This is a genomic window from Streptomyces sp. NPDC001056 (assembly GCF_053598955.1).
In genome coordinates this window covers 58,366-82,722 of sequence record NZ_JBSFLI010000012.1, presented here as the reverse complement: position 1 = coordinate 82,722, position 24,357 = coordinate 58,366, and the positions used below count along the sequence as shown (strand labels likewise).

The 24,357-nt window shown below is 74.0% G+C and carries 28 protein-coding genes; 13 read left to right on the top strand and 15 right to left on the bottom strand.

Going from position 1 to position 24,357, the window contains the following annotated elements; translation table 11 throughout:
- Positions 1-104: 104 nt before the first annotated feature.
- Both ACWDD7_RS16715 and ACWDD7_RS16710 read left to right on the top strand, forming a co-directional pair.
- Positions 105-1,127 (top strand): glutathione S-transferase family protein, encoded by a 1,023-nt coding sequence (locus ACWDD7_RS16715; RefSeq protein WP_450457839.1) that lies wholly within the window; start codon positions 105-107, stop codon positions 1,125-1,127.
- A gap of 28 nt (positions 1,128-1,155) precedes the next feature.
- Positions 1,156-1,506: a DUF4235 domain-containing protein gene (locus tag ACWDD7_RS16710; protein WP_450457838.1), complete on the top strand. Its 351-nt coding sequence runs from the start codon at positions 1,156-1,158 to the stop codon at positions 1,504-1,506.
- 24 nt (positions 1,507-1,530) lie between these two features.
- Here ACWDD7_RS16710 and ACWDD7_RS16705 read toward each other — a convergent pair whose 3' ends face one another.
- Both ACWDD7_RS16705 and ACWDD7_RS16700 read right to left on the bottom strand, forming a co-directional pair.
- A complete protein-coding gene (locus ACWDD7_RS16705; protein ID WP_351871502.1) occupies positions 1,531-1,995 on the bottom strand; it encodes a pyridoxamine 5'-phosphate oxidase family protein in 465 nt (154 codons plus the stop codon).
- Positions 1,996-2,100: 105 nt separating this feature from the next.
- A complete protein-coding gene (locus ACWDD7_RS16700) occupies positions 2,101-2,961 on the bottom strand; it encodes a hypothetical protein (protein ID WP_450457837.1) in 861 nt (286 codons plus the stop codon).
- Positions 2,962-3,084: 123 nt separating this feature from the next.
- Between ACWDD7_RS16700 and ACWDD7_RS16695 the strand changes: the two genes are divergently transcribed.
- On the top strand, positions 3,085-4,035 hold the full coding sequence (locus ACWDD7_RS16695) for an NADP-dependent oxidoreductase (RefSeq protein WP_392213483.1): 951 nt from the start codon (positions 3,085-3,087) through the stop codon (positions 4,033-4,035).
- A gap of 126 nt (positions 4,036-4,161) precedes the next feature.
- Positions 4,162-4,539: an anti-sigma factor antagonist gene (locus ACWDD7_RS16690; RefSeq protein ID WP_450457836.1), complete on the top strand. Its 378-nt coding sequence runs from the start codon at positions 4,162-4,164 to the stop codon at positions 4,537-4,539.
- Positions 4,540-4,567: 28 nt separating this feature from the next.
- On the opposite strand, the gene ACWDD7_RS16685 is transcribed toward ACWDD7_RS16690, so the two are convergent.
- The 7 genes from ACWDD7_RS16685 to ACWDD7_RS16655 form a co-directional block, all read right to left on the bottom strand.
- On the bottom strand, positions 4,568-5,512 hold the full coding sequence (locus ACWDD7_RS16685; protein ID WP_351871513.1) for a ribose-phosphate diphosphokinase: 945 nt from the start codon (positions 5,510-5,512) through the stop codon (positions 4,568-4,570).
- Between the two features lie 745 nt (positions 5,513-6,257).
- On the bottom strand, positions 6,258-8,027 hold the full coding sequence (locus ACWDD7_RS16680) for a complex I subunit 5 family protein (RefSeq protein WP_450457835.1): 1,770 nt from the start codon (positions 8,025-8,027) through the stop codon (positions 6,258-6,260).
- Entirely contained in the window at positions 8,027-8,374 is a 348-nt protein-coding gene (locus ACWDD7_RS16675) for a sodium:proton antiporter (RefSeq protein WP_450457904.1), read from the bottom strand. Before ACWDD7_RS16675 ends, ACWDD7_RS16680 begins: the two co-directional genes overlap by 1 nt.
- 8 nt (positions 8,375-8,382) lie before the next feature.
- Positions 8,383-9,123 (bottom strand): MnhB domain-containing protein, encoded by a 741-nt coding sequence (locus ACWDD7_RS16670; RefSeq protein WP_450457834.1) that lies wholly within the window; start codon positions 9,121-9,123, stop codon positions 8,383-8,385.
- Complete coding sequence (locus ACWDD7_RS16665) at positions 9,120-9,380, bottom strand: hydrogenase subunit MbhD domain-containing protein (protein ID WP_450457833.1); 261 nt, start codon at positions 9,378-9,380, stop codon at positions 9,120-9,122. Before ACWDD7_RS16665 ends, ACWDD7_RS16670 begins: the two co-directional genes overlap by 4 nt.
- A gap of 42 nt (positions 9,381-9,422) precedes the next feature.
- Positions 9,423-9,875, bottom strand: a complete 453-nt coding sequence (locus tag ACWDD7_RS16660; RefSeq protein WP_450457832.1) for a monovalent cation/H+ antiporter complex subunit F — start codon at positions 9,873-9,875, stop codon at positions 9,423-9,425.
- On the bottom strand, positions 9,872-10,066 hold the full coding sequence (locus ACWDD7_RS16655; RefSeq protein ID WP_450457831.1) for a hypothetical protein: 195 nt from the start codon (positions 10,064-10,066) through the stop codon (positions 9,872-9,874). Before ACWDD7_RS16655 ends, ACWDD7_RS16660 begins: the two co-directional genes overlap by 4 nt.
- Positions 10,067-10,440: 374 nt before the next feature.
- Between ACWDD7_RS16655 and ACWDD7_RS16650 the strand changes: the two genes are divergently transcribed.
- Positions 10,441-11,682 (top strand): ricin-type beta-trefoil lectin domain protein, encoded by a 1,242-nt coding sequence (locus tag ACWDD7_RS16650; protein ID WP_450457830.1) that lies wholly within the window; start codon positions 10,441-10,443, stop codon positions 11,680-11,682.
- A 9-nt stretch (positions 11,683-11,691) separates the two neighbouring features.
- On the opposite strand, the gene ACWDD7_RS16645 is transcribed toward ACWDD7_RS16650, so the two are convergent.
- Positions 11,692-11,937 (bottom strand): hypothetical protein, encoded by a 246-nt coding sequence (locus ACWDD7_RS16645; protein WP_450457829.1) that lies wholly within the window; start codon positions 11,935-11,937, stop codon positions 11,692-11,694.
- A 108-nt stretch (positions 11,938-12,045) separates the two neighbouring features.
- Between ACWDD7_RS16645 and ACWDD7_RS16640 the strand changes: the two genes are divergently transcribed.
- Entirely contained in the window at positions 12,046-13,086 is a 1,041-nt protein-coding gene (locus tag ACWDD7_RS16640) for a PHP domain-containing protein (RefSeq protein ID WP_450457827.1), read from the top strand.
- A gap of 56 nt (positions 13,087-13,142) precedes the next feature.
- A complete protein-coding gene (locus ACWDD7_RS16635) occupies positions 13,143-13,799 on the top strand; it encodes an HAD family hydrolase (RefSeq protein WP_450457826.1) in 657 nt (218 codons plus the stop codon).
- A 213-nt stretch (positions 13,800-14,012) separates the two neighbouring features.
- Here the strand turns inward: ACWDD7_RS16635 and ACWDD7_RS16630 are convergent, their stop codons facing one another.
- A complete protein-coding gene (locus tag ACWDD7_RS16630) occupies positions 14,013-14,951 on the bottom strand; it encodes an alpha/beta fold hydrolase (protein ID WP_450457825.1) in 939 nt (312 codons plus the stop codon).
- A 215-nt stretch (positions 14,952-15,166) separates the two neighbouring features.
- Between ACWDD7_RS16630 and ACWDD7_RS16625 the strand changes: the two genes are divergently transcribed.
- The 3 genes from ACWDD7_RS16625 to ACWDD7_RS16615 all read left to right on the top strand — a co-directional run bounded on the left by ACWDD7_RS16625 (position 15,167) and on the right by ACWDD7_RS16615 (position 17,363).
- Complete coding sequence (locus ACWDD7_RS16625) at positions 15,167-16,198, top strand: SDR family oxidoreductase (RefSeq protein ID WP_392213498.1); 1,032 nt, start codon at positions 15,167-15,169, stop codon at positions 16,196-16,198.
- A gap of 51 nt (positions 16,199-16,249) precedes the next feature.
- Positions 16,250-16,546, top strand: coding sequence for a hypothetical protein (locus ACWDD7_RS16620; protein ID WP_450457824.1), 297 nt, complete (start codon positions 16,250-16,252; stop codon positions 16,544-16,546).
- Positions 16,547-16,616: 70 nt separating this feature from the next.
- The gene (locus ACWDD7_RS16615; RefSeq protein ID WP_351871551.1) at positions 16,617-17,363 is read left to right on the top strand and encodes a dienelactone hydrolase family protein; all 747 of its coding nucleotides are present in this window, start codon (positions 16,617-16,619) and stop codon (positions 17,361-17,363) included.
- Positions 17,364-17,368: 5 nt separating this feature from the next.
- Here ACWDD7_RS16615 and ACWDD7_RS16610 read toward each other — a convergent pair whose 3' ends face one another.
- Both ACWDD7_RS16610 and ACWDD7_RS16605 read right to left on the bottom strand, forming a co-directional pair.
- The gene (locus tag ACWDD7_RS16610; protein ID WP_450457823.1) at positions 17,369-18,658 is read right to left on the bottom strand and encodes an ROK family protein; all 1,290 of its coding nucleotides are present in this window, start codon (positions 18,656-18,658) and stop codon (positions 17,369-17,371) included.
- Between the two features lie 93 nt (positions 18,659-18,751).
- Positions 18,752-19,702, bottom strand: a complete 951-nt coding sequence (locus tag ACWDD7_RS16605; RefSeq protein WP_450457822.1) for a DUF3626 domain-containing protein — start codon at positions 19,700-19,702, stop codon at positions 18,752-18,754.
- An 83-nt stretch (positions 19,703-19,785) separates the two neighbouring features.
- On the opposite strand from ACWDD7_RS16605, the gene ACWDD7_RS16600 reads away from it, so the two are divergent.
- The 3 genes from ACWDD7_RS16600 to ACWDD7_RS16590 all read left to right on the top strand — a co-directional run bounded on the left by ACWDD7_RS16600 (position 19,786) and on the right by ACWDD7_RS16590 (position 22,944).
- Positions 19,786-20,280, top strand: a complete 495-nt coding sequence (locus ACWDD7_RS16600; RefSeq protein WP_351871560.1) for an FBP domain-containing protein — start codon at positions 19,786-19,788, stop codon at positions 20,278-20,280.
- Positions 20,281-20,423: 143 nt separating this feature from the next.
- Positions 20,424-21,674, top strand: coding sequence for an FUSC family protein (locus ACWDD7_RS16595; protein ID WP_351871562.1), 1,251 nt, complete (start codon positions 20,424-20,426; stop codon positions 21,672-21,674).
- A gap of 76 nt (positions 21,675-21,750) precedes the next feature.
- Positions 21,751-22,944, top strand: a complete 1,194-nt coding sequence (locus tag ACWDD7_RS16590) for a lactonase family protein (RefSeq protein ID WP_450457821.1) — start codon at positions 21,751-21,753, stop codon at positions 22,942-22,944.
- Here the strand turns inward: ACWDD7_RS16590 and ACWDD7_RS16585 are convergent.
- Complete coding sequence (locus ACWDD7_RS16585) at positions 22,912-23,640, bottom strand: DUF2470 domain-containing protein (protein WP_450457820.1); 729 nt, start codon at positions 23,638-23,640, stop codon at positions 22,912-22,914. The two genes, ACWDD7_RS16590 and ACWDD7_RS16585, sit on opposite strands and share 33 nt — an antisense overlap.
- A gap of 101 nt (positions 23,641-23,741) precedes the next feature.
- Entirely contained in the window at positions 23,742-24,347 is a 606-nt protein-coding gene (locus tag ACWDD7_RS16580) for a TetR/AcrR family transcriptional regulator (RefSeq protein ID WP_450457819.1), read from the bottom strand.
- Positions 24,348-24,357 lie beyond the last annotated feature (10 nt).

Here is a 24,357-nt window from a genome sequence, read left to right as displayed (position 1 = left end):
CCCGGGGCCGGGGGAATCACACCGTGCGGGCGCCGGGAAACGGGGAAGTCGGTGCTCTGGGAAACCCGACGGTGAGGTCCGGGACCCGGCGGCGAGGAGGAGACATGGGCGGTGACGGCGACGGCAACCGCGCCTACGGCCACCGGACGTTCAGCCGGTCGCGCAGCCACTTCCGGGACCGGATCACGGCGGACGGGCGGGGCGGCTGGCCGGTGGAGGCGGGGCGCTACCGGCTGGTGGTGTCCCGCGCGTGCCCCTGGGCGAGCCGGGCGGTGATCTCCCGCCGGCTGCTGGGCCTGGAGGACGCGCTGCCGATGGCGGTCGCCGACCCGATCCAGGACGACCGCAGCTGGCGGTTCACCCTGGATCCGGACGGCCGGGACCCGGTGCTCGGCATCCGGTACCTCAGCGAGGCGTACGACCGCCGGGAGACCGGCTGTCCGGGCGGGGTGAGCGTGCCCGCCGTGGTGGACGTGCCCAGCGGCCGGCTGGTCACCAACGACTACCAGCAGCTCACCCTGGATCTCGCCACCGAGTGGCGGGACCTGCACCGCGAGGGCGCCCCCGACCTGTACCCGGCGGCCCGGCGCGACGAGCTCGGCACGGTGATGGCCGAGGTGTACGAGGACGTCAACAACGGCGTGTACCGGGCCGGGTTCGCCACCCACCAGAAGGAGTACGAGGAGGCCTGCGCGGGCGTCTTCCGGCGGCTGGAACTGCTCGCCGAACGGCTGGCCGGGCAGCGGTATCTGGTCGGCGACACCCTCACGGAAGCGGACATCCGGCTGTTCACCACGCTGGTCCGGTTCGACCCGGTCTACCACGGCCACTTCAAGTGCAACCGCTGGAAGCTGGCGGAGGACCCGGTGCTGTGGGCGTACGCCCGGGACCTGTTCCAGACCCCGGGGTTCGGCGACACGGTCGACTTCGACCACATCAAACGGCACTACTACCGGGTGCACACCGGTATCAACCCGACCGGCATCGTGCCGCTCGGCCCGGACCTCGCGAACTGGCTGAGTCCGCACGGCCGTGAGGAACTGGGCGGCCGGCCGTTCGGCGACGGTACGCCCCCGGGCCCGGTACCGCCGGGCGAGCGGGTGGCCCCCGCGGGCCTGCCCGCATGAGGACCCGCTGACGAGAAAGGAGTCATCCATGTCCAAGTCGAAGAAGAGCAAGCTCCCCTTCGTCTACCAGCCGATCGGCTTCGCGCTGAGCTGGGTGAGCGGCGCGGTCGCCGGCCTCGCCTTCAAACAGGCGTGGAAGGCGATACGGCACGAGGAGGACGCGCCCACCGCCCTGGACGAGGACCGCCGTCTGCGGGACATCCTGCTGGCCGCCGCCCTCCAGGGGGCCATCTTCGCGGTGGTGCGCAGCGCGGTGAACCGCACCGGCGCCAAGGCCATCGCGCGGTCCACGGGGGTGTGGCCGGTGGCGGAGGACAAGGAGAACAAGGGGGCCGAAAGCGTCAAGGCGGCCAGGAAGGCGAAGCGCGGCCGGCGCTGAGGGCGCCGCCCGCGCGGGCCGGTCTCAGTCGGCGAGCAGCCACCGGCCGTCGCGCATGACGTCCCGCCCGCGCAGTTCGTTCGCCTCGCGCCAGGCCTGGATGCGCTCGGGGACGACCCGGAAGTAGAGGTAGCGGGTGGCCAGTCGCCTGGGGTCGAAGCCGGTCTTGCCGGCGAAGACCTCCGCGTCCTCCTCGGGCAGGTCCTCCGGGGTCACCGCCTGGACGTCGCCCTCCACGAGGACGACGTCCCGGGTCGGTCCGATGCCGAGCCTGACCCGGCCACTGGCGACCAGGTTGCGGCCGGTGGGGCTGTCGGCCGGGGTGGCGAACAGCAGGAGCGCGCCGTCCCAGACGAACGACAGCGGCACGAGGTAGGGCGCGCCGCCGTCGGGGCCGGCCGTGGCCACCCAGGCGTCCTCGTCGTGGTCGAGCCGGTGCAGGGTGTCCTTCTTGCGCTGCTCGGCGGTGCGGGCGGGCGGCGGGGTCATCGTGTTCGGCCTCCTGTGGGATGCGGGTGCGCTCCAGTGTGGCCGCCGGGGCGCGCCCGCGGGGGGTGTCCCGACGGCGTGTCACCCACCGGCGCCGGTACGGCCTCAGTCGCAGCCGGCCCGGGGCCTGAGCCGGGGCCAGGCCTCGACCCCGTGGGCCGTGCGGACGTAGGCCGTGTCCCGGTCGGGGGTGAGCCACAGCCGCTGGTCGCGGTAGTGGTACCCGGTGTCGTGCGCGTCGGCGGGCAGGGCGCGCAGCCGGCCCCGGTACGGGCCGGTGAGGAGGCCGTCGCGGGCGAGGACGCCCTCGGGGTCGCGGGCGTACGTCCGGCCGCCGAGGCCGAGGAAGTGGGCGGACCCCCAGCCGCAGTGGTCCGGGCCGGGCGAGCTGCTCAGCCGGGTCACCGGCACCCTCCTGCCGTCGCGGCCGGTCCACACCTCCCATTCGGTGGTGGCCGTGAAGCTCTGCGGGAGTTCGGCCGGGTCGCACGAGGCGCTGGTCTCGGGGCCCCAGCCGGGCCGGTCCCGCTGGTCCCTGGCCACCACCACCGCCACCTTGGTACGGCCGCCGACGTCGAAGGAGTACAGCACCCGGTCGGCCTCCCGGCGCTCCACGCGGTAGCCGTACCCGGGCACCTCCGGCTTCCACCCGTCGAGGTAGAACGCGAGTCCCTGCTCGGGGGTCGCGCCCGCGTCGGACGCGCTCCAGGCCTCGGGACCGCTGCCGTCGAAGATCTCGCCGTCGCACTCCAGCGCCCGCCCGGCCGCACCGGAGGCCGCCGGCAGCGCCCGGGAACCGTGCCCGTGGGCCTGCTCGGTGGGGACGTGGAGCGGTCCGCGGTACGGCCGGGCGGGCGGGGTCCCCCGCACCACCAGGTCCGCCCGGGGGCCGCCGCCCGAGCCGCATCCCCCCGCCGTCACGGCCGTCACCGCCGCCAGCACCACCGCGACCGACACTCTGCGCATGTTCGAGCCCCCAGTCCTTTCCCCGATCCGTACGACTCCTGGACGCCGCGGCGGGCCCGAACGTTCGAAACTCCGTCATGGTGCCGTTTCGCTGCGGCGCCGGGAGGGGCAGGCTGGGGGACCATGAGCGATGTGACCACCATGCGAGCCATCGGCCAGGACGTCCTCGGCGGTCCCGAGGTGCTGCGAGAAGTACGGCTGGAGCGGCCGAAGCCACGGCCGAACGAGGTGCTGGTCCGGGTGCGGGCCGCCGGGGTGAACCCCACCGACTGGAAGCACCGGGCCACCGGCGGGTTCCTCGGCGAGCCCCCGTTCGTGCTCGGCTGGGACGTCTCCGGCGAGGTCGCCGCGACCGGGATCGGTGTGGCCGAGTTCGAGCCGGGCGACGAGGTGTTCGGCATGCTGCCCTACCCCTTCGGACACGGCTCGCACGCCGAGTACGTGATCGCCCCCGTCCGCGCCCTGTGGCACAAACCGGCCTCCGTCGACCACATCCAGGCGGGCGCGCTGCCGCTGGTGTCGCTGACCGCCTGGCAGGCGCTGACCGAGCGGGCCGGCGTACGGGCCGGGCAGCGGGTGCTGGTCCACGCCGCGGCCGGCGGGGTCGGGCACGTGGCCGCGCAGATCGCCAGGGCGCACGGCGCGCACGTGATCGGCACGGCGAGCGCGGCCAAGCACGGCTTCCTGCGCGAGATCGGCGTGGACGAACCGGTCGACTACCGCTCCACCGATGTCACGGAGGCGGTGCGGGACGTGGACGTCGTCCTGGACACCCTCGGCGGCGAGACGGCCCTGCGCTCCCTGCGGGTGCTGCGGCCCGGCGGCATCCTGGTGTCGATCCTGCCGGTGGGCTCCCGGGAACTGTACGACGAGGCCGAGCGGCTCGGCGTACGGGCGGTACGGATGCTGGTGGACGCCGACCGGGCCGGAATGCGGTCGATCACGGAGCTGGTGCAGTCGGGGAAGCTGAAGGCGAGCGTCGCCGCGACGTACCCGCTGGCCGACGCCGCGAAGGCGCACGAACAGGGAGAGACCGGGCACACCACGGGGAAGCTGGTGCTGCTGGTCGACTGAGCGACCCTCGAACACGCGTCAAACCCGAAGACATATGTCAATCGAACATGCTCAAATTCCTTCCATCGAGGGTAACTTGACGATCGGAGATCCGACGTCCGGGCGCGGGTGGGAGGTGATGCCGAGGTGCGACGGGAACCCGTGTCCCTCACCCGGCATCTGCGCGTGTACACATACCGTGCGTACACCGTCCTGGAGTTCCGGGGCGAGATCGACATCATCGCGGCGGCGGAGATCCTCCCGCTCCTGGACCAAATCACCGGCCGCCCCGGCGCCCGGGTCGTGCTGGATCTGCGGCCCGTGGAGTTCTTCGACTGCTCGGGGCTGCGCCTGCTCTACCGGGCGCGCGCCCGGGTCCTCGCGCACGGCGGGCGGCTGCACCTGGTGTGCACCCATCCGCTGACCCTGCGCGTGCTGCGGGTGACGGGCCTGTCCCGGCTCCTGCCGCCGCATGCCACACCGGACGCGGCCCTGGCGGGTGCCGGGGCGGCGTCCGGGTCGTGATCAGGGGCGGGCCCTCGGTCGGTGGCGCTCAGGCCTCCTCGAACAGGGCGCTGACCGACTCCCCGTTGTGGATGCGCCGTACCGCCTCGGCGAGGGCCGGGGCGATGGACAGGACGCGCAGCTTGTCGGTGTGTTCGTCGGCGGGGATCGGCACGGTGTTGGTGCAGACGATCTCCAGCACGTCCGGCTGCTCGCTGATCCGCTTGAGCGCACCGGCCGCGAACAGCCCGTGCGTGCACGCCACCCGGATCGAGCGCGGACCCAACTCCCGCAGCCGGTCCAGGAGTTCCAGCACGGTGCTGCCCTTGGCGATCTCGTCGTCCAGCACGATGACGTCCCGTCCGGCGATCTCGCCGATGACGGAGCTGATGCTCACCCGGTCGTCCGCGTACCGCTGCTTGGCGCCGGCCGCCACCTGCGCGCCGATGCGCCGGGCGAAGGCGGCGGCCTCCTTGGCGTTGCCGAGGTCCGGGGAGACCACCGTGGTGCGCGAGAGGTCGTACTGCCGGAAGTGGGCGGCCAGTTCGCGCAGCGCGTGCAGATGGTCCACCGGCACCGAGAAGAAGCCGTGCACCTGCGGGGAGTGCAGGGTCATGGCGAGGACCCGGCTCGCGCCCGCCGCCACCATCAGGTCGGCGACGAGCCGCCCGCCGATGGAGATGCGGGGGGCGTCCTTCTTGTCGGAGCGCGCGTAGGAGTAGTGCGGCATGACGACGGTGATCCGGGAGGCGGAGGCGCCCCGGGCCGCGTCGCACATCAGCAGCAGCTCGACCAGGTGCTCCTGCACCGGTTTGACCAGCGGCTGGATCAAGAAGACGTCCCGTTCCCGGCAGTTGGCCTGAAGCTGGACCTCCAGACAGTCGTTGGCGAACCGGCTGACCCGGGTCGGGCTCAGCGGCACCCCCAGGTGCGCGCAGACCTCCTCGGCCAGTTCGGGATGGGCACTGCCGCTGAAGACGGCGATGTCTCGCACGATCTGCTCCTCGCATGATCATTCCGGGCTGCCGCGCTCATGCTACTGGCCTGGGCCGCGGCGGTAGAGCGCGTGTGCGGTGCGTCCGCGTGCCCGGTGCCGGCCATCGGCGGGCCGGGACCGGTGGGGCCTGCCGCCGGTACGCACCGGACCCGACCGGTGGGGCCTGCCGCCGGTACACACCGGACCCGACCGGTGGCCACCAGCCGCGGAAGCCCGCCTGCGTCGGGAAGGGAACCCGCCCGCTGAACCGCCGATCGGCAGGACGCCGGCGCCGGTCGCCGGGATGTGGCGGCGCTCGTCGGCGGTCAGGGTGCCGTGGGAGGTGATGCCCGCCCGGCGGAGAGGCCGGGGGTGGTGGTCGTGCGACCGCCGGTGGCCCACGCGCCGGGCGCCCCGGTGCCGGTTGCGCGGGGTCCGGCCCGCAGCCCGCGTGCGGTCGGGGCCGGTCGGACCCACCGAGCCCGTGCCGGAGGTGCCGTACGCGGGGTCGAGGACCCGCACCGCCCAGGTGCTCGGCGCGACGAGCAGGGCCGCCCGGGGAGGCGGCGAGCCCGGCGCGCGCGAGCCGGCCGCCGGCGCGGGACCGCTCCGGCCGGGCGAGGACCGGCAGGACCACGGCGGTGGGGCCGGGCCCGTTCACGGCGGCCGCCGGCCCCGGCGGGAACGAGCGATTCTCTGATCGCACGACAGGGGATTCGCCCCGGTGAAGTGCCTTCGCCGCCCGCGACGCGGCGGCGGCTGATCAGCCGCCGAGCACCCCCGGCAGGGCCAGCACCGCCAGCACGGTGGCGCCCACCAGCAGCCATGCGACGTAATCGCCGACGTGCCCGGACTGGAGGCGTCTCAGCGGCGCCGTCCACTCGGGGACGGCAGGCCGCCGCCGACGGGTGACGGCACCGGCGGCGAGGACCACGGCGAGGACCGCCGAGGCCAGCCCGAGCAGGACGCCGTGCGGGGTCCACTCGGCCGAGGCCCGGGCGCCACCCGAGCCCGCCTCGTTGACCGAGCGGGCCACGAGGTCGCCGAAGCCGGGCACGGTGCCCACGGCGAGCGCGGCGGCGAGCAGCACGGCCGGGACCGTCGTCATCGTGTCCGGGACCCGGCCGAGCAGCCCGGACGTCTCGGGCTCCTCCCGCGAGCCGCTCGTCTCGTAGGCGTCGGTGTCCGCCGGCGGTGGCCCGAGGCCGAGGAACACCCGCCCGACGACCCGCAGCACCGCGCCCGCCGTGACCGCGGACGCGGCCACGTACACCACGGTGAGCGGCCCGCCGACCGCCTCCTCGCTGACCGCCTTGCCGAGGCCGGTGCCGAAGGGCGGCAGCCCCGCGAGGGCGAGCCCGCCGAGGGCGAACAGCACGCCGGTCGTCCGCAGTCGGCCCGCTTTGCCGTGCAGCGCGTGCTCGTCCACGCTGCCGAACCGGTTCAGCAGGGCGCCCGCGCAGGCGAACAGGGCGGCCTTCACCCCGGCGTGCCCGAGGATGTACAGGGCGGCCCCGTCGTCGCCCTCGGGGGTGAGGACGCCGACGGCGATCAGGAACAGACCGGTGTGGGCGATCGTGGAGAAGGCGAGCAGCCGTTTGATGTGCCGCTGGTACCAGCACATCACGGCGCCGGTCACGGCCGTGAGGACGCCGAGGGTCACCAGGGCGCGGGTCAGGTCGGCGGCCGGGATGCCGCCGGGTCCGGCGAAGACGGTGCCGTACACGCGCCAGACGCCGTACACCCCGAGTTCGACCATCACGCCGGACAGCAGCATGCACACCGGGGTGGGGGCGACCGCGTGGGCGTCGGGGAGCCAGAAGTGGAAGGGTACGGCGGCCGCCTTCACCAGCAGCCCGGTCAGCACCAGCGCGAAGGCGGCGAGGACCAGCGCGTCGGGGCCGCCCTGCCCGCCGGTGCTGTCCAGGCCCCGGCCGATCTTCGTCATCGACAGTTCCCCGGTACGGGCGTACAGCAGCCCGATTCCGGTCAACATGGCGTACGCGCCCAGCGAGTTGACGACACCGAACGTCAACGCGCCCTGGACGGCCTTCGGGTCGTCGATGCGGTAGCCGGTGAGCGCGTACGCCACCACGCTCATCAGCTCGAAGAACACGAAGGCGTTGAACAGGTCGCCGGCGAGGGCGAATCCGCACATGGCACCCTGGAAGACCAGCAGCAGCGCGGGGAACGAACCGGCGTGGCCGCGCGGCGGCTCGTCGAAGTACCGCCAGGAGTAGGCGAGCGCGGAGAGGGTGAGCAGACCGACGAGGGCCGCCATGCCGAGCGAGGGCCCGTCCCCGATCACCTCGATGCCGACGCTCTCCCCGCCGACGGGCACCCAGCCGCCGACCCATTCGACCATCGGCGGCGCGGAGTTCAGCAGCAGTACGAGGGCGAGCGCGGCCGTCGCCGCGGAGACGACGAGGCCGGCCAGCTCGGCGGCGGGGCGCGGCAGCCCACGGCCGGCGGCGGCGAGCAGGGCGGCCCCGAGCAGCGGCACCGCGACGAGGAGCGGAAGCAGGTGGTGCATCAGCCGCGCAGCTCCCGCAGTTCGTCGGGGTCGAGCGTGCCGTGCCGTTTGACGATCTGCAGGACCAGGGCGAGCAGCAGCGCGGTGACGGTGGCGCCGACGACGACGTCGGTGAGGGTGAGGGCCTGCACCACCGGGTCCACCACCGGCCGGGAGCCGGGCTTGATGTCGGAGAAGACGGGCGCGGTGCCCCCGGAGCGGTAGCCGACCGCCAGCAGCAGGATGTACGTGGAGACCTGGCACACGGACAGACAGCCGACGGCATGGATCAGATTGCGGCTGGTGGCGAGGCCGTAGCAGCCCGTCAGGAAGACATAGGCGGCGACCAGGTAGGGCACGACGTGCATCAGGGCGTTCATCCTCCATTCCCCTCCTCGATCTCGACGGCCTGGTCGAGGAAGTTGGCGAGCAGGACGACGACCGCGCTGGCCACCTCCATGCCGACGGCCGCGTTCAGCAGCGGGACGGTGCCGCCGGAGGACAGCGTGTTGAACGTGCCGTACGGCAGCAGTGTGTTGGCGAGGAACGCGGTCCCGGCCAGGACCCCGGCGAGGCCCAGCACGAGGTAGGCGCAGACGGACAGGGCGTCGGCGGTCTCGAAGGCGCCGAGGGGGCGGACGCGTTCCAGTGCCCGGTAGTCGGCGCCCAGGTACAGCAGGTGCAGGGCGGTCGCGGCGACCACGCCGCCCTGGAAGCCGCCGCCGGGGCTGAGCTGGCCGTGGGCGATGACGTAGAGGCCGCAGACCAGGGCGACGGGTACCACGAGGAGGGCGTAGCGGCGCACCGGGCGGGCGACCTCGGCGGGCCGCGGCCGCTCCCGGTGTTCGTCGCGGGCCTGGCGCAGCAGCACCACGCAGCCGAGGACGGCGGCGAACAGGATGCTCATCTCGCCGAGGGTGTCGTAGGCACGCTGGTCGAAGTTGACGGAGGCGACGGTGTTGGCGGTGTGCCGGGCGAGGGAGGCGTGGACGGCCCGGGTGCCGTAGGGGTGCGCACGGCCGCCGAAGCCGGGCAGCTCCAGGCAGGCGGCGGCCAGCAGGACGGCGAGGCCCGTGCCGCCCGCGGCCAGCAGCCACAGCCGCAGCCGCCGGCTCACCGCGCGCCGTCCCGGTCACGGCCGCGCCGCCGGACCTTGCGGACCGACAGCATGATCAGCAGCGGGGTGAGGGCGGCCCCGACCGCGAGCTGGGACAGGCCGACGTCGGGCGCCTGGAGCACGGTGAACAGCACGGCCAGCAGCACCCCGAGCACGGACAGCACCAGCGCCTGGCGGGCCGGGTCGCGCTGGGCGACGGCGGCGGTGGCGGTGGCGGCGACGAGGAGCAGGGCCACGAGGTTCAGGGCGTCGGTCATACGACGCCTGCCGCGGCCCTCACGAGGCACTCCCGCCCCGGGTCAGCCACCCCGCACCCCCCGGAAGCCGCCCGACAGCGCCCATGAGGCGATCAGGTTGCCGCCGATCAGCAGCGCGCCGATCACCAGCAGCTTGACCATGGCCCGGCCGGGTCCGGTGGCCGCGCACACCGCGATCACGACGACGGCGCCCACCCCGGCCACCGCGTAGGTGAGCCCCCAGGCGCTCGGCCGCCGCTCCTCCAGGTCCTCGTGCAGCAGCCGGGCGAAGACCAGGGTGCCGACCGGGCCGAGGAGGGCGAGCAGCAGGGCGAGGTCGACGTAGGCGGGGCGGCCGTAGCCCTGGGCGAGCAACAGCAGGGCGGGGCACAGGGCCGCGGTGGTGAGGTTCTGGGCGACGGCGCGGCGGGCGGCCGGGCCGGTGGTCACGCCCCACAGGGCGGCCGCCCCTCCCCCGCCGAGTTCGACGGTCGCCGCGAGGATCCAGCCGTTCACCGCCAGGTCACCGCCCGCCGGCCGGCCCGTGCCAGCAGCGCGCCCACGACGGCGACGCCCCCGCCCACGACGCGTTCCAGGGTGTCGACGGTGGTGATCAGTACCAGCCAGAGCAGGGCCGACGCGGCCCACCAGGCGAGGAGTTCACCGGCGGCGAGGAGGACGGCACGAGGCGTCGTAGGCCGGTCCATCCGCCACCTCCCCTTCTCCGGTCCTCCGGTCCTCCGGTCCTCCGGTCCTCCGGTCCTCCGGTGCTCCGGTGCTCCGGTCCTCCGGTGCCCGGGCTCCCGGTGCTCGGGACCCCCTGGCACTCCACCTTCCGTTTCGCGGTGGATTGTCCGCTTCGCCGCTCGGTGCATCCAAGCACCGCCGGGCCCCCGCCGGGGCGGCGGCACGCGGGTCCGCGAGCGGAGTGCCCCGGGAGCGTGAACGGAAACCGGCGGGGCCCGCCACACCCGCAACGGCAGGTCTGCACCAGCCTCTTGACGCCCCCTTATCTCACTCCTTAAATCAAGAGGCATCACTCTGTGCGTCCGAGTGTCTCCCCCACACCGATCGGAGAGCCATGGTCTCCCCACGCCTGCTCCGCAGATGCCTGCTCGCCGCCCTGTCCGCCGTACTGGTCGGCTCGGCCGCCGTCGGCCCCGCGCACGCGCGCCCCGCCGGCCCGGCCGCCACCGCGGCGGCCGTGACCACCTTCTCGGACACCTTCGACGGGCCCGCGGGCTCGGCGGTCGACTCCTCGAAGTGGACGCTGGAGACGGGTGACAACGTCAACAACCACGAGCGGGAGTACTACACCTCGGGCACGAACAACGCGGCCCTGGACGGCCAGGGCCACCTGGTGATCACGGCCAGGAAGGAGAACCCGGCCGGGTACCAGTGCTGGTACGGCAGTTGCCAGTACACCTCGGCGCGCCTGAACACGTCCGGGAAGTTCACCGCGCAGTACGGGCATGTCGAGGCGCGCATGAAGATCCCGCGCGGGCAGGGCATGTGGCCCGCGTTCTGGATGCTCGGCACGCCGGTGAACTGGCCGGACTCGGGCGAGATCGACGTGATGGAGAACGTCGGCTTCGAACCGTCCACCGTGCACGGCACCATCCACGGCCCCGGCTACTCCGGCTCGGGCGGCATCGGCGCCGCCTACAGCCTGCCCGACGGACAGGCCTTCGCGGACGGCTTCCACACCTTCGCCGTGGACTGGGCGCCCGACTCGATCACCTGGTCCGTGGACGGCACCGTCTACGAGCGGCGCACGCCCGCCGACCTGGGCGGCAAGACCTGGGTGTACAACGACCGGCCGTTCTTCCTGATCCTTGACCTCGCGGTCGGCGGCTACTGGCCCGGCGACCCGGACGGCAGCACCCAGTTCCCGGCGCAGCTGGTGGTGGACTCGGTCTCCGTCACGACCAGCGACAGCGCGGCGGGGCTCCCGATCCGGGGGCTGGCCGGCAAGTGCGTGGACGTGGCCGGCGCGAACTCCGCGAACGGCACCCCGGTCCAGCTCTACGACTGCAACGGCACCGCCGCGCAGTCCTGGACGGTCGGTTCGGACGGCACGATACGGGCGCTCGGCAAGTGCCTGGACGTGACGGACAGGGGCACGGCGGACGGCTCGACCGTCCAGCTGTGGGACTGCACCGGCGGCACCAACCAGCAGTGGACCGTCACGGGTGCGCACGACATCGTCAACCCGCAGGCGGACAAGTGTCTCGACGTCACCGGGAACGACCCGGCCAACGGGACACGGCTGCAGATCCTGTCCTGCACGGGCGGCGCCAACCAGAAGTGGACGGTCGGCTGACCTGACGGCTCAGTGCAGCCGCCAGGTGTACTTGCCGCCGCCCACCCAGCGGACCACGTCCGGATCGTCGAGGTCGTGGATGGTGATCCCGTGGGCGGCGGCTACCTCCAGCACATCGGTGACGGTTCTGGCCTCGCCGATCACCTCACCGTCGATCTCCACGATCCGGAAGGGCGCCTCACCCTGTCTCCCCGGGCACACGCCCAGCACCACGATCCGCGGCCGGGAGATGTGCGGAGCTGCTTGTTCGGTCATGCAATTCAGGTTAGGCCGTCACGCCCGGGAAGGGGTGGTCCGCGAGCCCCGATCGACGTACGGGCGTTCCCCGCGCCCCTTCGGCGCGCCGATGTGAGCCTGGGAGGTATGGAACCCGTCGCCGCTCTGGAGCGGATCGCGTTTTTGCTGGAGCGGGCTCTGGCGCCGAGCTACCGGGTGCGGGCGTTCCGGACGGCCGCCCGGGTGGTCGGGGGGCTCGCGCCCGAGGAGGTGGTGGCGCGGGCGGCGGACGGGTCGCTGGAGGGGCTGAAGGGGGTCGGACCGAAGACGGCGCAGGTGGTGCGGGAGGCGTTGGGCGGGGAGGTGCCGGGGTATCTGCGGCGGCTGGAGGAGGAGAGCGGGCGAGCCGGGCGCGAGGGACCCGGGGCCGCCCTGCGGAAGATGTCGCGGGGGGACTGCCACACCCATTCGGACTGGTCCGACGGGGGCAGCCCGATCGAGGAGATGGGCCGGGCGGCGGCCGCGCTCGGGCACGAGTGGACCGTCCTGACCGATCATTCGCCGCGGCTGACGGTGGCCCGGGGCCTGTCCCCGGAGCGGCTGCGCGAACAGCTGGACGTGGTGGCGGAGCTGAACGCGCGCTGGGCGCCCTTCCGGCTGCTCACCGGGATCGAGTGCGACATCCTGGACGACGGCTCGCTGGACCAGGAGCCGGAGCTGCTGGAACGGCTGGACCTGGTCGTCGTGTCCGTGCACTCCAAGCTGCGGATGGACGCCCGCTCGATGACCCGCCGCATGGTGACCGCCGTACGCGATCCGCACGCCGACGTCCTCGGGCACTGCACCGGGCGCCTGGTCACCGGCCGGGGACGCCCCGAGTCGGAGTTCGACGCGGACGAGGTGTTCGCCGCCTGCGCCGGGTCCGGCACCGCCGTGGAGATCAACAGCCGCCCCGAACGCCTCGATCCGCCCCGGCGGCTGCTGCGCCGTGCCGTGGCCGCGGGCACCCTCTTCGCCGTCGACACCGACGCGCACGCGCCCGGCCAGCTGGACTGGCAGATCCTGGGCTGCGCCCGCGCCGAGGAGTGTGGGGTGCCGCCCGAGCGGGTGGTCACCACGTGGTCGGCGCGGGAGCTGCTGGACTGGACGCGCGAGGAGCGGGTGCCCGCGCGCGTGGCGGCGGTCTGACGTGGTACCCGGAGCCGGAACGCAAGAGCCGGAGAGAGCCGGAGAGAGGGTCCCGGATGGAGCGAGCCGCCGTCCTCGACGTCGACGGAACCCTTGTCGACACCAATCACCTGCACGTGGTCACCTGGTGGGAGGCCTTCCGGCAGGCCGGTCACCGCGTGCCCATGCACGCCGTCCACCGGGCCGTCGGCCTCGGCTCGTCGGACCTGGTCGCGCACCTGCTCGGCGAGGACCGCGACCGCGACCGGGACGCCGCGCTCAGCGCGGCCCACAAGGCGCTGTACGGCCAGTACTCCGACCGGCTCCCCGCCCTGCCGGGCGCCGGTGAGCTGCTGCGCCGGCTGCACCGGGACGGCTGGACGGTGGTGCTCGCCACCTCGGCGAGCGGCTCCGAGCTGGGGTCGCTGCGCCGGGCGATCGACGCGGACGACGCCATCAAGGACACCGCGAGCAGCGAGGACGTCCAGGAGGGCAAACCCGCTCCGGAGCCGGTGGAACACGCGCTGGAGCTGGCCGGGGTGCCGGCCTCGCGCGCGGTCCTCGTCGGGGACACGGTGTGGGACATGCGGGCGGGCGCCGAGGCCGGGGTGCGGTGCGTGGGGGTGCTGTGCGGCGGAATCCCCCGCGCCGATCTGACGGAGGCCGGCGCGGAGGCGGTCTATGCGGACCCCGCCGACCTGCTCGCCCGCCTCGGCGCCAGCCCGCTGGCCTGAGCGTCGCGGCGTGTGGCACAGGTCACGGGAAGGGGCGGAACACCGGGCACCGGTTACCCGTTGAACCAGGCGTGGGTACGGACGGGACAGTGTCCCCGGGCCTCACCTTCCGCCCACAGGGACGATCGTTCGGCTGAAGCCCTGTGGAGCCTTTCGCCGAGAGGCGACCGCCGTCCGCACCCACCTCAGACCGCCCCGGCCGTGAATCCCCCGTCACGGCCGGGGCTTTCCATGTCCGCCGGCCTCCGGCACCCCGGCCCGCGCGATCCCCGCGACGGCCGCCACCCGGCCGGTCCCGGTGGTGGTGGCCGCCGTGGCCCCGTCCGCGCCGAGGAACTCCCGCAGGTCCTCGGCGAGCCGTTCCGCGTGCGTGAGGAACAGGCCGTGCCCGCCGTTCTCGTACACCTTCAGCACGGCGCCCGGCACCAGCCTGGCCACCCGCTCACCCGTGTGGGCGAGGGGCGCGGAGGTGTCGTGGGTGCCGTGCACGACGAGCACCGGTACGTCCACGGCGGGCAGCTCGCCGGTGAGGTCGAGGCCGGTCACGACGGACCGGACACCGGTGGAGGCGCGGGGCGTGGCCGCCAGACAGCGGTCGACGAGATGGCGCACATACGCGTCCGAGACCTCGTTCCCCGCGCTGGAGACGGCGAAGAACGCGTCCGCGGAATGGGTGAACCACGCGGGCCGGTCGCGCCGGAAGAACTCCTCGTCGGCCCGCGCGACCAACGGGTCCACGCCGTCGGGCAGATGCTCCGAACGGATGATGCCGGGACTGACCCCGCAGACCAGGGCGACGCGGGCCACCCGGTCCGAGCCGTGACGGGTCAGACAGCGCACCACCTCCGCGGTGCCGACGGAGTACCCGATCAGGGTGACCTCGCGCAGGTCGAGATGGTCGAGCAGCCCCTGGAGGTCGTCGGCGAGGGTGTCGAGGTCGTACCCCGACCAGACGTCGTCCGAGCGCCCGTGACCGCGCCGGTCCAGGCCCACGCAGCGGTATCCGGCCTCCGCGAGCGGCAGCATCTGGTGCTCCCACATCTCGTGGCCCAGATAGGCGCTCGCGACGAAGACGGCGACGGTGCCGGAGGCGGGACCGTGGTCGACGTAGTGCAGCCGGGTGGAGTCGACGGGGCTTTCGTAGTACGGCACGGAGTCCTCCTCGGGGTGGCGGTCGGGAGCGGCGGCGGACGGACGGGGCGCCGGCCGGCCGTCGAGCCCGATCGTGCCGGGAGCGAATCCCGCGGTCGATTACCCGGTACGTCAAGCACATGTGTACGGCCCGCCGGCGCGCGTGTGCGGGCGGGCCGCCCGGGTACCCGGCCGGTCGTCGCGAACCCTCCGCCCGAGGACGGAAGGAGCCGAAGGTGAGCAGCTCAGCGGGCAGCACGGTGGTGGTCACGGGGGCCACCGGAAATGTGGGGACGAGCGTGGTGCGCCTGCTCGCCCAGGACCCCGGGATCGCGTCGGTACGGGGCCTCGCGCGGCGCCTGCCCGAGTGGTCGCCGACGGGGATCGAGTGGTCCGCCGTCGACCTGGCGTCGGACCGGGCGGACCTCGCGGAGCGGTTCGCGGGCGCCGACGCCGTGGTCCATCTGGCGTGGGCGTTCCAGCCGACGCACGATCCGGCGGCCACCTGGCGGACCAATGTGCTCGGCGGCATCCGGGTGTTCGACGCGGTCGCCGCGGCCGGAGTGCCGGTGCTGGTGCACGCCTCCTCCGTGGGCGCGTACTCGCCGGGTCCCGAGGACCACGCGGTGGACGAGTCCTGGCCGACGCACGGCTGGCCGGACGCCGCGTACTGCCGGGAAAAAGCGTATCTGGAGCGCACCCTGGACGTGTTCGAACGCGACCACCCCGAGGTGCGGGTGGTCCGGATGCGGCCGGCGTTCCTCTTCAAGCGGCAGTCGGCGAGCGAGCAGCGCCGGATCTTCGGCGGTCGCTTCCTGCCCGGCCCGCTGGCCCGGCCCGAGCTGCTGCCGTTCCTGCCGGACATCCCGGGCCTGCGCGTGCAGGCGCTGCACACCGACGACGCCGCCGAGGCCTATCGGCTCGCGGTGCGCTCGGAGTCGGCCCGCGGCGCCTTCAACCTCGCCGCCGACCCGCCGCTGGACGCGGCCGTCCTCGGCGACCTGCTCGGCGCGCGTCCGGTGCGGCTCCCGCGTACGGCCGCCCGCTCGGCGATCGCCGCGGCCTGGAACCTGCATCTGCTGCCGGCCTCCCCGCACCTGTTCGACGCCGTGCTGCGGCTGCCGCTGATGGACTGCGCGCGGGCCCACGAGGAACTGGGCTGGCGGCCCCGGTGGACGGCGACGGAGGTGCTGGAGGAGTTCCTGGAGGGGCTGCAGCGGGGCAGCGGGCTGGAGACCGCGCCGATGCGGGGCCGCAAGGTGGGCTGAGGGGGAGAACCCGTCCCGACCGTACGGCAAGGGGAGGAAGGCGAGGACAGTATGGCCGCACAGCGCGAACAGGAACCCGGGCGGGCCCCGGACCCGCGACCGGTGCCGAGGGACATGCCCGACCAGGAGGCGCGGTCCGACGACCCGTGGGACCTTCCCGCGGGCCGTCCGGGCGGACGCGCCGGGGAGGACGACGGGAACGACGGGAACGACGGGAACGACGGGAACGACGGGGACGTCGGGGACGGTGTGCCGGACACGGACGAGGCCGGCTCCGGCCCCCGCGGCGCCCCGCGCACGGGCACCGTCCACCCGGAGCACCCCGGCCCGGACGAGTCACCTGCCTGAACGACCTTGGTCCCCCGCACGGTTGACGTCCCTTGCGCGCGCCCGGCATCGCGGGCAAGGATGATCGATCATGCCCACCAAGACTCTGCGCATCCCCACCCCGGACGGCGTTGCCGACGCATTCGCCGCCTTTCCCGACGACGACCGGCGCCACCCCGCGGTGCTGGTCTACCCCGACGCCTTCGGCCTGCGCCCCGAACTGGAGGACAGGGCGCGCGAACTGGCCGGGCACGGCTACTACGCGCTCGTGCCCAACTTCCTCTACCGGCACGGCCCGGCGCCGGTGGTCGAGCTTCCCGCGCACGTCGGAGAGGCGGTCCGGCCCGCGCTCATCGCCGAGCTGCTGCCCCTGGTCGAGGCGCACACCACCGAACGCGTCCTGCGCGACGCCGAGGCGTATCTCGGCTTCCTCGCCGCCCAGCCCGAGGTCGCCGACGGGCCGGTCGGCGCGATCGGCTACTGCATCGGCGCCGTCCTCGCGATGCGCACCGCGACGGCCCACCCCGACCGGGTGGCCGCCCTCGCCGGGTTCCACCCCGGCTTCCTGGTCACGGACGCGCCCGACAGCCCGCACCTGTCGCTCTCCCGGCTCACCGCCGAGGTCCACATCGGCCTGGCCGAGCAGGACATGAAGCCCGCGGCCCACGACGAGCTGGACAAGGCCCTGGACGCCGCGGGCGTGGCCTACACCACCGAGGTCTACCCCGGCGCGATCCACGGCTTCACCATGTCGGACACCGACGCCTTCGACCCCGCCGCGATGCGGCGGCACTGGGACCGACTGCTGCCGCTCCTCGGCCGCACCCTCCGGGGCTGAGGGAGCTACGCGCCCGGAGTCCGCTCCCGCAACGCCGTCTGCCAGGCGGGAAGCGGGCTTTCGGGGGCCGGGGCGGGGCGGCCGCCGCCGGCGAAGAAGTCGGCCAGCGGGAGGATCGCGGCGCCGACGGTCACGGCGTCCGGTCCGAGGCGGCCGAGTTCGATGGTGACCCTGTCGGCGGGGTGGCGCAGCGAGTACGTCGCCGCGTGCCGGCGCACGGCGGGCAGGAACCGGGTGCCGAGCTGGAGCCCGGCCCAGCCGCCGACGATGATCCGCTCGGGCTGGAAGAGGTTGATCAGGTCGGACAGGCCCGCCCCCAGGTACTCGGCGGTCTCCTCCAGGACGGCCAGCGCCACCGGGTCCGCCGTGCCGTCCTGCGCCGGGTAGGCGGCGGCGAGCATGGCGGTGAGCGCGGTCTCCTCGTCGGCGTCGGCGGGCGGACGGCCGCCCTCCTCGCGCCAGCGGGCGAGCAGCGACTCGGCCCCCGCGTACGCCTCCAGGCAGCCCGGGGCACCGCAGCGGCAGCGGCGCCCGCGCACCCGTACCGTCAGATGGCCCCACTCGACGGCCCGCCCGCGCTCGACCTCGGGAGTGACCAGGCAGGCGCCGACGCCGGAGCCGAACAGCACGACGAGGGCATTGCGGGCACCCCTCCCCGCGCCGAACCACATCTCGGCCTGGCCCAGCGTCTTGGCCCCGTTGTCGATGAAGTACCGCACGGTCTGCGGCAGTTCGGAGGCGGCCCGGAGCAGCTGCTCCAGCGGCACCGCGTCCCAGCCGATGGTCTGCCCGTGGACGACGGCACCCCGGTCGGCGGTGTGCTCGACGATGCCGGGCACGCCGACCCCGATGCCCAACAGCCGTTCGGGTACGGCGGCTTCGGCGGCCAGGACCTCGGCGACGCCGTCGCGGATGTGCCCGGCGATGACGCCGGCGTCATAGCGCTGCGAGGTCAACAGGCGTTCGGTGCGGACCAGTTCGGTCAGGGCGAGGTCGAACAACTCGATGCGGACGCGGGTCTCGCCGACGTCGACGCCGATCATCTGTCCGCTGTCCGGGGAGACACGCAGCAGGGTGCGGGGCCGGCCGCCGTCGGAGTCGACGCTGCCGGCCTCCTCGACCAGACCGTCGGCGACCAGATCGGCGACCACATTGCTGACCGAGCCGGAGCTGAGACCGGTGGCCGGGCCCAGCTCGAAGCGGCTCAGCGGGCCGTCGAAGTACAGCCGCTGCAGCACGGCGGTGCGGTTGCCCCGCCGAAGGTCACGCACCGTGCGCCCGTTCCGCCCCGCCATTCGGCTCCTTTCACGAACCATGCCCGACCTGCAACATACTCCTTCGGGCGACCGGAACGCGACTTTCCACCAACCCTTAGTTCATGCTGTGAGCTAAGTAAGGGGCCCGTGCGTCCGTGCGGGGCCGGATGTCCGGGCAGGAGCGGCCGGTCGAGGGCGCCGAACCGGCGCCGAACCGGCACGCGCCTCGGCCGTGCCCGCCCCCGCCGGAGCCCCGAAGCGGGCCAGGGTGTGCCAGACCATTTTCAGGTGCTGGAGGTCGTGGCGGCCGGTGCGGGCGGCGTGGCCGAGGTGGTGGGGGGTAAGGATGCCCGAGGAGGCGATGCGGGTGCCGAGGGCGGCGTATTCCGGGCCGCGGTAGTCGGCGTGGTGGCGCAGGCGGTCGACGGTGAGGACGTAGCCGGGGTGCCATTCCAGGGGGAAGGGAAGGCGCCGGGCCGCCGTCTCGACGGGGGTGCCGCGGTAGCTCGCGTCCAGGACCAGGGCCTCGGCATCGCGGGCGAGGAGGACTCCGCCGTGCACGTGGCACTCGATGTAGTCGTCGAGCGCGTCCCGTGCGTCCGCCTCGGCGAGGGCGATCAGCGGCATCGCGCCGGCCACGCCGAATTCCGTGGGTTCGGCGGCACTGTCCGGGTAGCAGAAGGTGGCGCGGGCCGCGGCCGCGGCGGTGAGCCGTAGGTGCGAGGAGCCGAACCGCGGTGCGGCGCCCACCACTTGGCGGCGGAAGTTCAGCGCGCCGTACACCGGCCGCTCCGCGGGCTCGGCGTCGTCGTACGCGCCGCCGAAGATCCGGCTCTCCCAGCGCCACCGGTCGCCGCCCTGGTGCGCGGTGAGCCCGCCGTTACTGGTGCCGGTGACGAACTGGGAGTGGTAGACGCCGTCCCTGGCGAGGGACGTGAGGATCGGCAGCCCGTCCGAGAGGCGGTCCGGATGGAAGTTGAGGGTGATGCGCGGGCCGGGGGCGAGCGGGGGGCCGGACGCGTGGGCGGCCACGTGCCCCAGCGCGCGCAGGGCGCGTGCCGGGAGCCCGGCGGGGAAATCCATTGGCCCGCCCTCCCCGGGGGTACCTAGGCTGATCAGGGACCCCATCCTCCCGGGTCCGGCGCACGTACGACGAAGGATTTTCCATGAGACCGCTCACCGAGCAGGACATCCGCAGCTCTTTCGTGAACTGCTCGAAGGGTGAGGCCAAGCGGCTGGCCGTGCCGCGGGACCTCGGGGAACGGCCATGGGCCGACCTGGACTTCCTCGGCTGGCGGGACCCGGGCGCGCCCGACCGCAGCTATCTGGTCACCGAGCGGGGAGACCGGCTCGTGGGCGTCGCCCTGCGCTACCCCTCCTCCCAGCGCGGCTTCCTGCACCGCAGCATGTGCTCCGTGTGCCTGACCACGCACCGCGGCGGCGGGGTGTCCCTGATGACCGCGCGCAAGGCGGGCACGGCGGGCCGCGAGGGCAACTCGGTCGGCCTGTACATGTGCACGGACCTGTCGTGCTCGCTGTACACGCGCGGGAAGAAGGTCCCCGACTCCGCGACGCGGATCGAGGAGAGCCTGACCCTGGAGGAGCAGATCGCGCGGACGACCGGCAATCTGTCCGCGTTCCTCGACAAGCTGTACGTCTGAGACGCCCGCGCGGCACCAGCCGGGAGCCCGGCTCCGGGTACGGCGCCTCCCCCGGCACCGGCACCTCGACCCGACGCCCCCTTCCTCCCCGCCCCTCGAACAGCCACGTTCGACGCACCCGGGGAAGGGGAACAGGCCAAGGGATGCACGACGTACGCAAGGAGACCTCGGGACTGCTGCGCCTGGCCAAGCGCCGCCGGGAGCCGGTGGTCGTCCAGACGCTGCGGTCGGCCACGGCGGCGACGATCGCCTACGTCATCGCGCTCCGGCTCAGTCCCGAGCCGGCCCCGCTGACCGCGCCCCTGACCGCGCTGCTGGTGGTCCAGGTGACGTTCTACGCCACCCTCACCAACGGCATCCGCCGGGTGAACTCGGTGGTGGCCGGCGTACTGGTCGCCATCGCCTTCAGTGTGCTGGTGGGTCTTACCTGGTGGAGCCTCGCGCTGCTGATCGTGGCCTCGCTGGCGGTCGGCCATCTGGTGCGGGTGGACGAGTACGTCGCCGAGGTGGCGATCAGCGCGATGCTGGTGCTCGGGGTGACCACGGTGGGCTTCACCGCGTGGGCGCGGATCGTGGAGACGCTGATCGGCGCGGTCGTCGGCACCGCCTGCAACCTCCTGCTGCCGCCACCGGTGTGGGTGGACGAGGCGGGCCGGTCGATCGAGGACCTCGCGCGCCGGGTGCGGCAGTTGATGCTGCGGATGGGCGAGGAGGCCGCGGACCGCATCCCCTGGGAGCGGGCGGCCGAGCGGCTGCACGAGGCGCGCCGGCTCGACCAGTACATCGCCGAGGTCGACGGCTCGCTGCGGCAGGCCGAGGACAGTCTGCGGCTCAATCCGCGGGTCAAGGAGGGCCTGCTGCACCGGGTGGTGATGCGCACCGGTCTGGACACGCTGGAGATCTGCACGGTGGTGCTGCGGGTGCTGGCCCGTTCCTTCACCGACCTCGCGAAGGCCCGCGACTCCGACTACCTCTTCCCGCCCGGGATCGGCGCGACCGTGGAGGAGTTGCTGTCGGAGATCGGCGACGCGGTGGTCAGCTTCGCGGTCCTGGTGACCACCCATCTGAGTGAGAACGCCGAGTCCGCCGAGGCCCGGCTGACGGCCGAGCTGCACACCGCGGCCGGTACCCGCGACCGGCTGGCCGAGCAGATGCGGGAGGAGATCCGCAAGGACTGGGCGCACTGGCAGCTGCTGGGCGCCGTGCTGACCGAGACGACGCGGATCATCGACGAGCTGGACACCGAGCACCGCACCCGCCGGCTGCTGGAGGAGCTGGACCGGGTCTCCGCCGAGCAGCGGGCCAAGCTGCCCCGGATGACCCGGCTGCGCGAGCGGCTCGGGGTGCAGGAGGAGCTGTGGCGGCGTACGGGGTTCGGTGGCCGCACGTCGTGAGGGCGGAGCTTGCCCCGCGGGCCCCGCTCGGCGAGGGTGGCTGTTCATGGACGACCGGGCGAGCCGAGGTGGGCGAATGGGCACGCGGGCAGGGGCGGGCGGCCGCTGGAGCAGACGCCGGTTCATCGGGATGGGCGCGGGCGCGGCGGCCGTGGTGGCGGTGCCGTCGCCGGCCGCCCCTCCCCCGGACCCCGCGCCGGAAGGCCCCCCGCACAGGGCACCGGGCGACGCCTCCTTCGGCCCCCGCCCGCTGTACCTAGGCACGTACACCTCCGCGCCGGGCGGCGGTGCCGGCATCGGGCTCGCGTCGTACGACCCCGAGTCGGGCCTGATCACCGGGTCCGGGACGCTCACCGGGGTACCCGACCCGTCGTACCTCGCCGTCCACCCGGACGGCCGGACGCTGTACGCCGTGGACGAGCGCCAGGACGGCGGGGTGACGGCCGTACGACTGGACGACCGGCGTGTCCTCGGCACGCGGGGCACCGGCGGCGCGGGGCCCTGCCATCTGTCGGTGCATCCGTCCGGGCGCTGGCTGCTCAGCGCGAACTACGGATCGGGCAGTGTCGCCGTGCATCCGATCGGGGCCTCGGGCGCCCTGGGCGAGCGCACGGACCTGGTCGCACACACCTCCCCGGGGCCGGGGCCCGGCCAGGAGGGGCCGCACGCGCACCAGTTCCGGGCCGCCCCGGACGGACGTCATCTGCTCGCGGTGGACCTCGGCACGGACACCGTCCACACCTACCGCCTGGACGCCGCGCGGGGCACGCTCACCGAGGTGGGCCAGGCACACACCCGGCCGGGCGCGGGGCCGCGCCATCTGACCTTCCATCCCGGCGGGCGGCACGCCTACCTGGCCAACGAGGTGGACGACACGGTCGTCGTCTGCGCGTACGACCCCGCCACCGGCCTGCTGACGATCGGCGAGCCGCAGTCGACGGGCGCCACCGGGAACGTCACCAACTACCCGGCACAGGTGCTGGTCACGGCGAACGGCCGGTACGCCTTCCTCGCCAACCGCGGCCACAACAGCCTGGCCCGGTACGCGATCGAGGCCGACGGGGCCCGGCTGCGGCTGCTCGGCACGGTGCCGGTGCGCGGGGACTTCCCGCGGCAGATCGCGTTCTCGCCGGACGGCCGGCTGCTGTTCGCGGCGAACCAGCGCTCCGGCACGGTCACCGTCTTCCACGTCGACGCCGAGCGCGGTGAACTGCGGTCCGCGGGCGAGCCGTTCGCGTCACCCGTCGCCGTCTGCGCGCTGCCGCTGTAGCGCCCGCGGGCGCCCGGCGGCGCCCGCCTGCGCCAGCAGGGCGTGCACCCGTCCGGTGAGCTGGGCGAGGTCGTCGGCGGGGCGGTGGAAGGGCAGGCGTACGTCGCCGTGGGCGCGGGTGCGTTCGATGCGCAGGGTCAGTCCGTGCCGGTCGACGGCGAGGGGCAGTACACGGGTCGCGGCGTGCAGGCTCTCGGGGCGCACCAGGCGGGTGAGCCGCTCCACGGCGTCCGGGTGGGCGTCGGCGAGATGGGTGAGCAGCCGGGCCTCGGCGGCGGCCAGCGGGTCGGGGCGGGCGTGGGCGTACTCGTCCGGCTCGACGAGTACGCCCACGCCCGCGCGCCGCAGCACCACCCGGGTGGGGTGGAGGCGCAGGGCGCCGTCGGCCGGGGTGAGCCGGCCGGCCAGCCACAGGCGGGCGCGGATCCGGTCGCGCACCGGCACCGGGGCCACGTCGGCGAACTCCAGTACCGCGCGGGGGTCCTGGCGCGGGGCGCCGAGGGCCGCCGTGTGCAGGGCGCTGTCCTCGGGCACTGTCAGCAGGACCGCGCCGTCGTCGGCGACGGTGTGCGCGCCGACGTACTCCTCGCGGGCGCCGCCCGCGGTCACCGCGCACGACCACGCGGCGGCGAGCACCGAGCGCGCCCGTTCCGCCGCGCCGGGGGCGGCCGTCCATGCCTGCGTCTCTTCACCCATCCCGGAACCTCCTTAGGTAAGGCTTGCCTAACCTATCGGAGATCGGGGCGCGCGTCGACCAGGCCCCTCGGCCGAGGGGACGATACAAGCGGTGCGGGGCCTCAGGCGATGGCGCCCAGCAGCGCTCGCGCGCACAGGTCACGCACCTGTTCCCGGCTCAACTCACCGTCGCGCAGCCACTCCAGGCAGACCGCGGTGGTGAAGGCGAGCCAGCCGCGCACCGCGAGGCGCAGATGCGGGGCGCGCGCGAAGACGGGCCCGAACTCGGGGTCGGCCGCGAGCGCGGCCAGGATCTGCTTCTCCTGTGCGGCCAGCGCCCGCCGATAGACCCGTCGTACGGTCTGGTCGCCGGCGGCGTCGGCGCGGTGGAAGGCACGGAAGCCGTGCGCGTGGGTCTGGACGTAGCCGAGGTAGGTGTCGAGCCCCGCGGTCAGCTGCTCGCGCACCGGGACGCCCGGCTCGGCCGCGGTCATGCGCAGCATCCGCTCGCTCTCGCGCTCCACGACGGCCGCGAAGAAGTCCCGCTTGTTCGGGAAGTAGTGGTACAGCAGGCCCCGGGACACCCCGGCGAGATCGGCGACCCGCTCGATCCACACGTCGTCGTACGGACTCTCCGAGAACAGTCGCGCGCCGACCGACAGCAGTTGCTCACGGCGTTCGCCGGTGCTGAGTCGGCGCCGGGCGCGTTCCCCCTGGTTCGCGGGCATGGCGTCACTT

What these genes read in the sequence shown, in the direction of transcription:
- ACWDD7_RS16645 (WP_450457829.1), bottom strand. Translation starts at nt 11,937, where the DNA reads ATGACCGAACAAGCAGCTCCGCACATCTCCCGGCCGCGGATCGTGGTG.
- ACWDD7_RS16635 (WP_450457826.1), top strand. Translation starts at nt 13,143, where the DNA reads ATGGAGCGAGCCGCCGTCCTCGACGTCGACGGAACCCTTGTCGACACC.
- ACWDD7_RS16710 (WP_450457838.1), top strand. Translation starts at nt 1,156, where the DNA reads ATGTCCAAGTCGAAGAAGAGCAAGCTCCCCTTCGTCTACCAGCCGATC.
- ACWDD7_RS16650 (WP_450457830.1), top strand. Translation starts at nt 10,441, where the DNA reads ATGGTCTCCCCACGCCTGCTCCGCAGATGCCTGCTCGCCGCCCTGTCC.
- ACWDD7_RS16665 (WP_450457833.1), bottom strand. Translation starts at nt 9,380, where the DNA reads ATGACCGACGCCCTGAACCTCGTGGCCCTGCTCCTCGTCGCCGCCACC.
- ACWDD7_RS16600 (WP_351871560.1), top strand. Translation starts at nt 19,786, where the DNA reads ATGAGACCGCTCACCGAGCAGGACATCCGCAGCTCTTTCGTGAACTGC.
- ACWDD7_RS16580 (WP_450457819.1), bottom strand. Translation starts at nt 24,347, where the DNA reads ATGCCCGCGAACCAGGGGGAACGCGCCCGGCGCCGACTCAGCACCGGC.
- ACWDD7_RS16620 (WP_450457824.1), top strand. Translation starts at nt 16,250, where the DNA reads ATGGCCGCACAGCGCGAACAGGAACCCGGGCGGGCCCCGGACCCGCGA.
- ACWDD7_RS16695 (WP_392213483.1), top strand. Translation starts at nt 3,085, where the DNA reads ATGAGCGATGTGACCACCATGCGAGCCATCGGCCAGGACGTCCTCGGC.
- ACWDD7_RS16675 (WP_450457904.1), bottom strand. Translation starts at nt 8,374, where the DNA reads ATGCACGTCGTGCCCTACCTGGTCGCCGCCTATGTCTTCCTGACGGGC.
- ACWDD7_RS16655 (WP_450457831.1), bottom strand. Translation starts at nt 10,066, where the DNA reads ATGGACCGGCCTACGACGCCTCGTGCCGTCCTCCTCGCCGCCGGTGAA.
- ACWDD7_RS16640 (WP_450457827.1), top strand. Translation starts at nt 12,046, where the DNA reads ATGGAACCCGTCGCCGCTCTGGAGCGGATCGCGTTTTTGCTGGAGCGG.
- ACWDD7_RS16585 (WP_450457820.1), bottom strand. Translation starts at nt 23,640, where the DNA reads ATGGGTGAAGAGACGCAGGCATGGACGGCCGCCCCCGGCGCGGCGGAA.
- ACWDD7_RS16705 (WP_351871502.1), bottom strand. Translation starts at nt 1,995, where the DNA reads ATGACCCCGCCGCCCGCCCGCACCGCCGAGCAGCGCAAGAAGGACACC.
- ACWDD7_RS16680 (WP_450457835.1), bottom strand. Translation starts at nt 8,027, where the DNA reads ATGCACCACCTGCTTCCGCTCCTCGTCGCGGTGCCGCTGCTCGGGGCC.
- ACWDD7_RS16615 (WP_351871551.1), top strand. Translation starts at nt 16,617, where the DNA reads ATGCCCACCAAGACTCTGCGCATCCCCACCCCGGACGGCGTTGCCGAC.
- ACWDD7_RS16605 (WP_450457822.1), bottom strand. Translation starts at nt 19,702, where the DNA reads ATGGATTTCCCCGCCGGGCTCCCGGCACGCGCCCTGCGCGCGCTGGGG.
- ACWDD7_RS16715 (WP_450457839.1), top strand. Translation starts at nt 105, where the DNA reads ATGGGCGGTGACGGCGACGGCAACCGCGCCTACGGCCACCGGACGTTC.
- ACWDD7_RS16700 (WP_450457837.1), bottom strand. Translation starts at nt 2,961, where the DNA reads ATGCGCAGAGTGTCGGTCGCGGTGGTGCTGGCGGCGGTGACGGCCGTG.
- ACWDD7_RS16590 (WP_450457821.1), top strand. Translation starts at nt 21,751, where the DNA reads ATGGGCACGCGGGCAGGGGCGGGCGGCCGCTGGAGCAGACGCCGGTTC.
- ACWDD7_RS16610 (WP_450457823.1), bottom strand. Translation starts at nt 18,658, where the DNA reads ATGGCGGGGCGGAACGGGCGCACGGTGCGTGACCTTCGGCGGGGCAAC.
- ACWDD7_RS16595 (WP_351871562.1), top strand. Translation starts at nt 20,424, where the DNA reads ATGCACGACGTACGCAAGGAGACCTCGGGACTGCTGCGCCTGGCCAAG.